The 8,369-nt window shown below is 72.2% G+C and carries 11 protein-coding genes and 2 pseudogenes; 5 read left to right on the top strand and 8 right to left on the bottom strand.

The window, feature by feature from the left end:
* Positions 1–382: 382 nt before the first annotated feature.
* Positions 383–1,198, bottom strand: a complete 816-nt coding sequence (locus AC2W7J_RS12990; RefSeq protein WP_255184383.1) for a glycerophosphodiester phosphodiesterase family protein — start codon at positions 1,196–1,198, stop codon at positions 383–385.
* Positions 1,199–1,397: 199 nt separating this feature from the next.
* Here AC2W7J_RS12990 and AC2W7J_RS12985 point away from each other — a divergent pair, with 199 nt between their 5' ends.
* The 3 genes from AC2W7J_RS12985 to AC2W7J_RS12975 all read left to right on the top strand — a co-directional run bounded on the left by AC2W7J_RS12985 (position 1,398) and on the right by AC2W7J_RS12975 (position 2,762).
* Positions 1,398–1,856, top strand: a complete 459-nt coding sequence (locus tag AC2W7J_RS12985) for a phage holin family protein (protein WP_255184384.1) — start codon at positions 1,398–1,400, stop codon at positions 1,854–1,856.
* 80 nt (positions 1,857–1,936) lie between these two features.
* Positions 1,937–2,083, top strand: a complete 147-nt coding sequence (locus AC2W7J_RS12980) for an alpha/beta fold hydrolase (protein ID WP_485982875.1) — start codon at positions 1,937–1,939, stop codon at positions 2,081–2,083.
* Entirely contained in the window at positions 2,055–2,762 is a 708-nt protein-coding gene (locus AC2W7J_RS12975) for an alpha/beta fold hydrolase (RefSeq protein WP_485982873.1), read from the top strand. Before AC2W7J_RS12980 ends, AC2W7J_RS12975 begins: the two co-directional genes overlap by 29 nt.
* Here the strand turns inward: AC2W7J_RS12975 and AC2W7J_RS12970 are convergent.
* Positions 2,728–3,417, bottom strand: a complete 690-nt coding sequence (locus tag AC2W7J_RS12970) for an NUDIX hydrolase (RefSeq protein ID WP_255184386.1) — start codon at positions 3,415–3,417, stop codon at positions 2,728–2,730. The two genes, AC2W7J_RS12975 and AC2W7J_RS12970, sit on opposite strands and share 35 nt — an antisense overlap.
* Positions 3,414–4,082 (bottom strand): endonuclease III, encoded by a 669-nt coding sequence (gene nth / locus AC2W7J_RS12965; RefSeq protein ID WP_255186379.1) that lies wholly within the window; start codon positions 4,080–4,082, stop codon positions 3,414–3,416. The genes AC2W7J_RS12970 and nth overlap by 4 nt, the downstream gene beginning before the upstream one ends.
* 104 nt (positions 4,083–4,186) lie before the next feature.
* On the opposite strand from nth, the gene AC2W7J_RS12960 reads away from it, so the two are divergent.
* On the top strand, positions 4,187–4,864 hold the full coding sequence (locus tag AC2W7J_RS12960) for a Crp/Fnr family transcriptional regulator (RefSeq protein WP_255184387.1): 678 nt from the start codon (positions 4,187–4,189) through the stop codon (positions 4,862–4,864).
* Between the two features lie 415 nt (positions 4,865–5,279).
* Here the strand turns inward: AC2W7J_RS12960 and AC2W7J_RS12955 are convergent, their stop codons facing one another.
* The 5 genes and pseudogenes from AC2W7J_RS12955 to sp36 all read right to left on the bottom strand — a co-directional run bounded on the left by AC2W7J_RS12955 (position 5,280) and on the right by sp36 (position 7,561).
* Entirely contained in the window at positions 5,280–5,459 is a 180-nt protein-coding gene (locus AC2W7J_RS12955) for a hypothetical protein (protein ID WP_485982877.1), read from the bottom strand.
* A gap of 124 nt (positions 5,460–5,583) precedes the next feature.
* Positions 5,584–5,987: pseudogene (locus tag AC2W7J_RS12950) on the bottom strand (MBL fold metallo-hydrolase); the annotation flags it as partial.
* 98 nt (positions 5,988–6,085) lie between these two features.
* On the bottom strand, positions 6,086–6,943 hold the full coding sequence (locus AC2W7J_RS12945) for an NUDIX hydrolase (protein ID WP_485982870.1): 858 nt from the start codon (positions 6,941–6,943) through the stop codon (positions 6,086–6,088).
* Positions 6,943–7,406, bottom strand: a pseudogene (locus tag AC2W7J_RS12940) (RidA family protein). Before AC2W7J_RS12940 ends, AC2W7J_RS12945 begins: the two are co-directional and overlap by 1 nt.
* Positions 7,406–7,561, bottom strand: coding sequence for a Sp36 family protein (sp36, locus tag AC2W7J_RS12935; protein WP_130628263.1), 156 nt, complete (start codon positions 7,559–7,561; stop codon positions 7,406–7,408). The pseudogene AC2W7J_RS12940 and the gene sp36 overlap by 1 nt, the downstream one beginning before the upstream one ends.
* Positions 7,562–7,589: 28 nt before the next feature.
* On the opposite strand from sp36, the gene AC2W7J_RS12930 reads away from it, so the two are divergent.
* The coding region (locus AC2W7J_RS12930) for an ArsA-related P-loop ATPase (protein WP_485982868.1) at positions 7,590–8,369 on the top strand (780 nt) is incomplete at its 3' end.

Below are 8,369 nucleotides of genomic sequence, written 5' to 3'. Positions count from 1 at the left end.
CACAACCAGCCAAGACGAGGTATTGGCATCGATTTTTGACACGCTGTTGAGTTCTCAAGATTCACACGCACACCCATCACCACCCACCGTCTCCGGCCAGATGCTTCAAGGGGCAACTTCTCTAACTTACCACTGTCCATGCTTGGGCGCCAACTTCGTGATCCGCTCTTGGAGCGGCCGTTGTTGATCGCGCTTGGATCTTCAGCGGTGGCCCACCGTAGCAGCGGGGCTGCTCGGTTCCAAATCCGCGGTTCCGACCTGATCGACCGGATCCGAGTGACTCGGATGAGGGCTGTCAGCTCGCGGGACCGGCCTGCCTGGGGTGACTTCTCGAGTCACCGCTTGGTGTCCGTTCCTCCCTCTCGGGCTGACGTCGAGAACATTAGATCACCGATGCCGCAGACGCCAAATCGCCTCTGCCGGAGGCCCTCAGACCCCTCATCGGGGCCCAGGTCCCGCGCTGGATCATCACCGTGCGGAGCACATCCGGCCGGTCGGTGATGATCCCGTCGACCCCCATGTCGAGCAGCTCGTGCATCAGCCGGGGCTCGTCGACGGTCCACACGACGACGCGCACCCCCAGCCGGTGAGCCCGGCGCACGAGCGAGGCGGAGTGGATCGGCAGCCGGCCCAGCTGGACGGGGACGTGGGCGAAGCGCCCGCGCACCACGGCCGCCGGTGGCTGCAGTCCCGCCTTGGATGCGGAGATGAGGGCGGTGAGCGATCGCCATCCCAGTGCCGTGCGCACGTGCGGTGCCTGCGAGGCGAGCAGGTGCAGCCACCCGTCCCAGGCGCCGGCGACGCACACCCGCTCTGCGTAGTCACGTCGCTGGAGCAACCGCGCCATCGGCGCGATCGCCGCCCGGTCCTTGAGGTCGACCGTGAAGCAGGCGTCCGGGAAGCTCCGCAGCGCCTCCTCGAGGGTGGGGATCGGCTCGGTCCCACCCACACGCACGTGACGATCGAGGTCGGCCAGGGTGTGGGCGCCGACGCGCCCGGTCCCCGTGGTGACCCGGTCGAGGGTGTCGTCGTGGAAGCAGACGAGCTGACCGTCGGCCGTGAGCTTGACGTCCGACTCGAGGTAGCGCAGGCCCAGAGCCGTGGAGATGGCGAAGGCAGCCAAGGTGTTCTCGGGCGCCAGGTGGGCCCCACCGCGGTGCGCGATCGCGAGTGGCTCCGTCTCCTCGCCGTAGCTCATGCCCCGATGGTGGACCCCCTTCGCCCCTCGTGCCGACCACAACGGGGGTGTGGTGCACAGGGTTCACCATGACTTCCCCGGGACGTTGCCGTCGCGTCGACGAAGGGAGGATGCCGGGCGCGCGGGAAACTCGTGGGTAGGCTGGGCGACCGAAGACGCCACCCCTGTGGCAGGTCACGTCGACACGAGCAGGAGCAGCATGAGCAACGATCACGCCCGCACCGGCAGCACCGACCCCGTCACCCGACGACTCGTCGGTCAGCCCGCACCCGGTGAGACCGAGCGCACCGTCGGTCAGCTCGTCTCCGACGCCACGCACGACATCTCGGCCCTCGTGCAGAGCGAGATCCAGCTGGCCAAGGCCGAGGTCACCAAGGGCCTGTCCTTCGGCGGCAAGGGCGCGGGCCTGCTCGCCGTCGCCGGCTTCCTCGCGCTGCTCGGCCTGATCTTCCTCTTCCACACGCTGGCCAGGGTCATCGCCATCTGGCTGCCCGTGTGGGCGGGCTACCTCATCATCACGGTCGTCCTCTTCCTCATCGCCGCTGGTCTGGGCTTCGTCGGCCTCAAGGCGCTGAAGAAGGCCAAGGAGAACACCGTCCCGCAGAAGGCGATCCGCAACGCCCAGGACACGGTCGCCGCGATCAAGCCGGGCAGCTGAACCCGCCCGACGCCGCGGCCGCCCTCGTCGACGGCCCGTGGGAGCACCGCTTCGTCTCGGCGAACGGCGCCCGCTTCCACGTGGCCGTCACCGGGAGCGGGCCCCTCGTCCTCTTCGTCCACGGCTACCCGCAGTTCTGGTGGGCCTGGCGCCACCAGCTGCCGGCCGTCGCCGCGCAGGGCTACCGCGGCCGCCGCGGTGGACCTGCGCGGCTTCGGCGCAAGTGACAAGCCGCCCGCCGGCTACGACCTGGCGACCGCCTGCGACGACCTCGCCGCGATCGTCCGCAGCCTCGGCGCGGACGACGCGGCGCTCGTCGGTCTCGGCCTCGGCGGCTGGGTCGTGTGGAGCATGCCGACCCACCAGTCGGGCGTGACCCGGGCGATCGCTCCCTTCGGCGTCCCCCATCCCGCGGTCTTCCACCGCGCCATGTGGCGCCACCCGCTGCAGTGGCGGGCCAACCAGTACCTGCGCGCGATGCAGGCCCCCTTCGCCTCCGAGCGTCAGCCGCTCACCGTCTCCCGCCGGCTGAACGCCTGGTCCGGCAGCGACACCTCGTGGATCACCGACGAGGTCACCGAGCGCTACACCGAGGCGATGTCCGTCCCCTTCGCCGGGCAGGCCGCCGCCGAGTACCACCGATGGTTCTACCGCTGCCGGCTCACGCCGAGCGGGGTGCGCTACCTGCACAAGCTGCAGGGCCGCATCGACGTGCCCGTGCTGCAGCTGCACGGCGCCGAGGACCACACCTCGCTGCCGGTGCTCGCCGCCGAGAGCTCTCGGTTCGTCGAGGGGCCGCTGGCCCGAGCCAGCGTGGCCGGCGCCGGGCACTTCGTGCCCGAGGAGGCTCCCGAGGAGGTCACCGACGCGCTCAGCGCGTGGTTGACCGCCGCACACCCTGCGTGAGGTAGGGCTTGACGTAGCGCCACGGGAGGCGACGCCGCCTCCCTTCGTCCCAGGGCTCGGTGAGGTCCGCCGCGTCGAGCAGGACACTCACCAGCTGGGCCGTGAAGCCCCACACGAAGAGGCCCGCGACCTCGAAGGCCGGCCCGACGTAACCGCTCGGCCCCTTGACCATGAAGCGGTTGGCGGGATCGACGAGATCCGCCACGGGGATGCGCTCCACGCGCGCCACCTCGCCGGGATCGACGACGCGAAGGGGGCCCGGCTCCGGCGACCAGCCGAGCACCGGCGTCACTGCATTGGCGCTCGGGCTCAACCACAGGTCGGGGAAGGACCCGATGATCTCGATGCCGGCGGGATCGGCCCCGACCTCCTCCCACGTCTCGCGCAGGGCCGCGTCGACGGGGGTCTCGCCCGGGTCGAGCTTGCCGCCCGGGAAGGAGACCTGACCGGCATGGCTGCGCAGGTGGCCGGAACGCTCGGTGAGGACGATGTCGTGGCCGCTCTCCCCCGGCGAGACGAGCATCAGGACGGCGGAGCGGCGCTGCGGGTCCGGCGGCGGGGCGAAGTCGGTGAACCACGACGGGAGGTCGGCACGCAGGGCGGCCTCTGCCTCCAGCAGCCAGGTCGGCGGCGCCGGGGTCGGGTCCGCCGTCATCGTGCGGCTCCGGGGGCGAGCTCGTACTTGAGCAGCTTCGCCGCCTGGTCCGGGTCCGTCTCGCCCGCGCCGTAGGACGGGCAGAGCCGGGCCACGGGGCAGGCGCCGCACGCGGGTCGGCGGGCGTGGCAGGTGCGCCGGCCGTGGAAGATCACCACGTGGCTGAGCATCGTCCACTCCTTGCGCGGTATGAGCGCGCCGACGGCGTGCTCGACCTTGACCGGGTCCTCCTCGTCGGTCCAGCCCATGCGCCGGGAGAGCCGGCCGAAGTGGGTGTCGACGGTGATGCCCGGGACGTCGAAGGCATTGCCGAGGACGACATTGGCCGTCTTGCGACCGACGCCGGGGAGCTTGACGAGGTCCTGCAGACGGGGCGGGACCTCCCCTTCGTGCTCCTCGACGATCGCCGCAGCCAGCTTGAGGACGGAGTTGGTCTTCGCGCGGTAGAAGCCGGTGGGCCGCAGGACCTCCTCCATCTCCGTGCGGTCGGCGGCGGCCAGGTCGGCCGCCGTGGGCCACCGGGCGAAGAGGGTCGGCGTCACCTTGTTGACCATGACGTCGGTCGTCTGCGCGGACAGCACCGTGGCGACGAGGAGCTGGAGCGGGGTGTCGAAGTCGAGCTCGCAGTGGGCGTAGGGGTAGCGCTCGTGCAGCAACCGGTACATCCGTCGGGCGCGGCGGGTCAGGGCGAGCGGGGACTCGACTCGATCGGCAGACACCCCCGCAGCCTAGGCCCCCTCGCGCGCGGCATCGTGGCACACTGCCCGGTGTGAACCTCGATGTCGTACGCCGCGCCCCGCTCTTCGCGACCCTTGACGACGCCGATGCCGCGCAGGTGATGGCGTCCATGACGCCCGTGCGCATGGAGCGCGGCGACGTCCTCTTCAACGAAGGGGACCAGGGTGACCGGCTCTACGTGATCGCCGAGGGCAAGATCAAGCTCGGCCGCTCCTCCACCGACGGCCGCGAGAACCTGCTTGCGATCCTCGGCCCCTCCGAGATGCTCGGCGAGCTCAGCCTCTTCGACCCGGGTCCGCGCACCGCGACCGCAACCGCCGTCGCCGAGACCCAGCTCATCGGCCTGGGCAACGAGCAGCTGAGCCAGCTGCTCGGCGCGCACCCGCGCATCGCCGGCACGCTGCTCGCCGCGCTCGCGCGTCGTCTGCGCCGCACCAACGAAAACCTCGCCGACCTCGTCTTCACCGACGTCCCGGGTCGCGTCGCCAAGGCCTTGCTCGAGCTGAGCCAGCGCTTCGGCCGCCCGGTCGAGGACGGCGTCATGGTCGCCCACGACCTCACGCAGGAGGAGCTCGCCCAGCTCGTCGGCGCCTCCCGCGAGACGGTCAACAAGGCCCTCGCCGACTTCGCCTCGCGCGGTTGGCTGCGCCTCGAGGCCCGCGCGGTGCTCCTCACCGACGTCGAGCGCCTCCAGCGTCGCGCTCGCTGACCCGCACCCCTCGCGAAGGGCCCGGCCGCCTTTGGCGCCGGGCCCTTCGTGCGTGCCGTGGCGCCAGGTGACCCGCGGGTACGACGACCACTCGCGGGCCCGGCAGACTCCAGCGCCCGCAACACCGGGCATGTCGCCGTCCCCAGTGCCAGGAGTGATCGTCGTACCCGCGAGTCACCACCACCGGGCCCGCCGGTCCGACGCGGTCGAAGGGCAGGGTGGCCCGACCACGGGCGAGAGGCGGAAGCGGACGAATAGCGGGGGTGGCCCGACTCATGAAGAAGTCCGGCCGCATCACCGTGGTGAGCTGTCAGAACAAGCAGCCGGACTTCTTCTTAGGGCCACCCCCGCCCTTCGGGAGCGCACCCAGCCGCACCCGGAGTGCGGCGAGCGCCGGGGAGGCAGCAGCCGAGGCTCAGGCCGACTCGAGGTAGCGCAGCTGCGCGAGGACCGACATCCTGGCGGCCGGCCACACGGAGCGGTCGACGTCGGCGTACACGGTCGCGACGACCGCGTCGCGTCGTCGCGCCGTCGGCGACGGCGGCGCGCACTGGTCGAGGCGTTCGCGGCGGTGCGTGCGGTAGAAGTCGACCATCGCGCTCGCGTCCGGGGACGGTCGGGCCGTGGCCGGGCAGGATCTGCGCGACGCCACCGTCGCCGGTGAGCGCCTTGATCCGCTCGAGCGAGTCGAGGTAGGCGGCCAGCTCACCGTCGGGGTGGGCGACGACGGTCGTGCCGCGCCCGAGGACGGTGTCGCCGGTGAGCAGGGCGTGGTCGGCGGCGAGCGCGAAGGAGACCGAGTCCGCCGTGTGCCCGGGGGTGGCGACCACCCGCACCTCGAGGGTCGCCGGCCCGCAGGACGTCGCCGTCGGCCGAGGTCGTCGTGGCCGCGCCCGACCGCCTGGACCGGAGCACCGGTCAGACGGGCGAGGCGCGGGGCGCCCTCGCTGTGGTCGTGGTGCCCGTGGGTGAGCACGATGCGCCCGACCCGGGCACCGAGGGCGGCGACGTGGTCGACGACCCGCTGCTGGTGAGCAGCCTCGTCCTCACCCGGATCGATGACGATGGCCTCGCTCCCGCCGGGCGACAGGAGCACCCACGTGTTGGTGCCGTCGAGGGTCATGGGGCCGGGGTTGCCCTGGAGCAGGCAGTGCGCGTGCTCGGTGATCTGCCCCCCGGTCCACTGGCCGAAGGGGGCGGACGGCTCCGGGGCGACGGCGCTCACGGCAGGTCCGCCCGCATCGCCGGGCCGGCGTCGGTGTCGACGAGCCGGGGCATGATCGGCGCGATCGGCAGGTCCTGACCGAGGGCGCCGCTCACGGTGGAGACCTCGGCGAGCTGCTCGAGGCAGACGAGGGTCGGCGGCATGAGCATGAGGTCGCCGTCCTCGAAGGCATCGAGCACGTCGCGCGGGTGCACCCACTCGGACAGGTCGGCCTCGCTCGTCTCGCCGTCGGGCTCCTGCCCCGGGGGCACGGCCGCGACGAAGAACCGGGTGTCGTAGCGACGCGGCTCGGCCTCGGGGGTGATCCAGTGCGCGCGGTAGCGCAGCAGGTCGCTGCGCAGGACGAGGTGGTGCTCGAGGAGCACCTGGCCGAAGCCGATCTCGTGGGCGACGAGCCGGGCACGCAGGTCGCCGGCGACCTCGGGGTCGAGGAGCGGCGCCTCGTCCGCGCCGGCAGCGGTGCCGTCGCCCTCGGCGGACGCGGGCGAGGCGAGGAGCACGCCCGTCTCCTCGAAGATCTCGCGCACGGCCGCGGCGACGAGCATGCGCGCGCTCGCCTCGTCGGTGCCGAAGACCTCGGCCCACTCCTCGACGGAGGGCCCGGCCCAGGGCAGCTCGTCCTCGGCGTCACGGATGTCGACTCCCCCACCGGGGAAGACGTGCATCGAGGGCGCGAAGGCCATCGACGAGACCCGGCGCAGCATGAAGACCTCGAGCGGCCCCTCGTCGTCGCGCACGAGCATGACGGTCGACGCGAGCTTGGTCGGGGCCGGATCCGTCACCTCGGGACGGCTCCCGTCGAGACCGAGGAGGGACTCGCGCAGCGGCCCGAGGACGAAGTCGCGCTGGCCCATCAGTCGCGGAGCCTGACCGTCACCTCGACCTCGACCGGGGTCCCGAGCGGCAGCGCGGCCACCCCGACGGCAGAGCGGGCGTGCTCACCGGCGGCGCCGAAGACCTCGCCGAGGAGCTCGCTCGCGCCGTTGATGACTCCCGGCTGGCCGGTGAAGTCGGGGGCACTGGAGACGAAGCCGACGACCTTGACGACCTGCTCGATCCGGTCGAGGTCGCCGACGGCCGCGCGGATCGCGGCGAGCGCGTTGATCGCGCACTGCCGGGCCGCGGCCTTGGCCTGCTCGGGGTCGACCTCGGCGCCGACGTGGCCGGTGACGGGCAGCTCACCGTCGACGAAGGGCAGCTGCCCGGAGGTCAGCACGTGGGTGCCGTCGACGATGGCCGGCACGTAGGCCCGGCCGGGGCGGGCGGGTCCGTCAGCGTGATGGACAGCTCGGCGAGCCGCTCGTCGATGCGTCCCATCAGGCGCCCTTGGGTCGCTTGAGGTAGGCCACGAGGTTGCCCCCGTCGCCCTGCAGGACCTGGACGAGCTCCCAGCCGTCCTCGCCCCACTGGTCGAGGATCTGCTTGGTCGCGTGGACGATGAGCGGCACGGTGACGTACTCCCACTGGGTCATGTCGGCACCCTACTCGTAGGCTGATCGCGTGACCGGCCCCTCCTCCTCCCCCGTCCGGCTGCACGTCGTCACCGGCAAGGGCGGCACCGGCAAGACCACGGTCGCCACGGCCATGGCCCTGGCGCTGGCGTCCCGCGGGCAGCGGGTGCTGCTCGCCGAGGTCGAGGGCCGCCAGGGCCTCTCTCAGGTCCTCGACGTCGCCCCGCTGGGCACCGAGGAGCGCACCCTGGTGACCGACCCCTCCGGCGGCGAGGTCGTCGGGCTGTCGGTCGACGCCAAGACCGCCCTGCTCGAGTACCTGCAGAAGTTCTACAAGCTCGGCCGCGCCGGCTCCGTGCTCGAGAAGGTCGGGGCCGTGGACTTCGCGACCACGATCGCCCCCGGCGTGCGCGACGTCCTGCTCATCGGCCGCGTCTACGAGGCGGTCGGACGGGTGACGAAGGGGGCGAAGAAGCGCCCCGTCTTCGACGCCGTCGTCCTCGACGCCCCGCCGACCGGACGGATCGGTCGCTTCCTCAACGTCAACTCCGAGGTCTCGGAGGTGGCGAAGGTCGGACCCGTGCGCAACCAGGCCGACTCGATCACCCGGCTGCTCCAGAGCCCGACGACGGCCGTGCACCTCGTGACGCTCCTCGAGGAGATGCCCGTGCAGGAGACCATCGACGCCATCGACGAGCTGGGCGGGCTCTCCCTTCGCATCGGGTCCGTCATCGCCAACGGCGTGCGCCAGCCGCTCGTCGCCGACGCGGACGCCTCGGCCGTTCGCCGACCGGGACCCGGCGGTGCGCGAGGCCCTCGAGGCCGCGCT

The sequence above is a fragment of the Janibacter sp. CFPM2_SD2 genome, from assembly GCF_057364645.1.
The sequence above is the reverse complement of the archived record's forward strand: the minus strand, read 5'-3'. Positions and strand labels throughout refer to the sequence as shown.

Coding starts and splice junctions, on each gene's coding strand:
- sp36 (WP_130628263.1), bottom strand. CDS start 7,561: ATGACCCAGTGGGAGTACGTCACCGTGCCGCTCATCGTCCACGCGACC.
- AC2W7J_RS12955 (WP_485982877.1), bottom strand. CDS start 5,459: ATGGTCGACTTCTACCGCACGCACCGCCGCGAACGCCTCGACCAGTGC.
- AC2W7J_RS12990 (WP_255184383.1), bottom strand. CDS start 1,198: ATGAGCTACGGCGAGGAGACGGAGCCACTCGCGATCGCGCACCGCGGT.
- AC2W7J_RS12945 (WP_485982870.1), bottom strand. CDS start 6,943: ATGGGCCAGCGCGACTTCGTCCTCGGGCCGCTGCGCGAGTCCCTCCTC.
- nth (WP_255186379.1), bottom strand. CDS start 4,082: ATGTACCGGTTGCTGCACGAGCGCTACCCCTACGCCCACTGCGAGCTC.
- AC2W7J_RS12985 (WP_255184384.1), top strand. CDS start 1,398: ATGAGCAACGATCACGCCCGCACCGGCAGCACCGACCCCGTCACCCGA.
- AC2W7J_RS12970 (WP_255184386.1), bottom strand. CDS start 3,417: ATGACGGCGGACCCGACCCCGGCGCCGCCGACCTGGCTGCTGGAGGCA.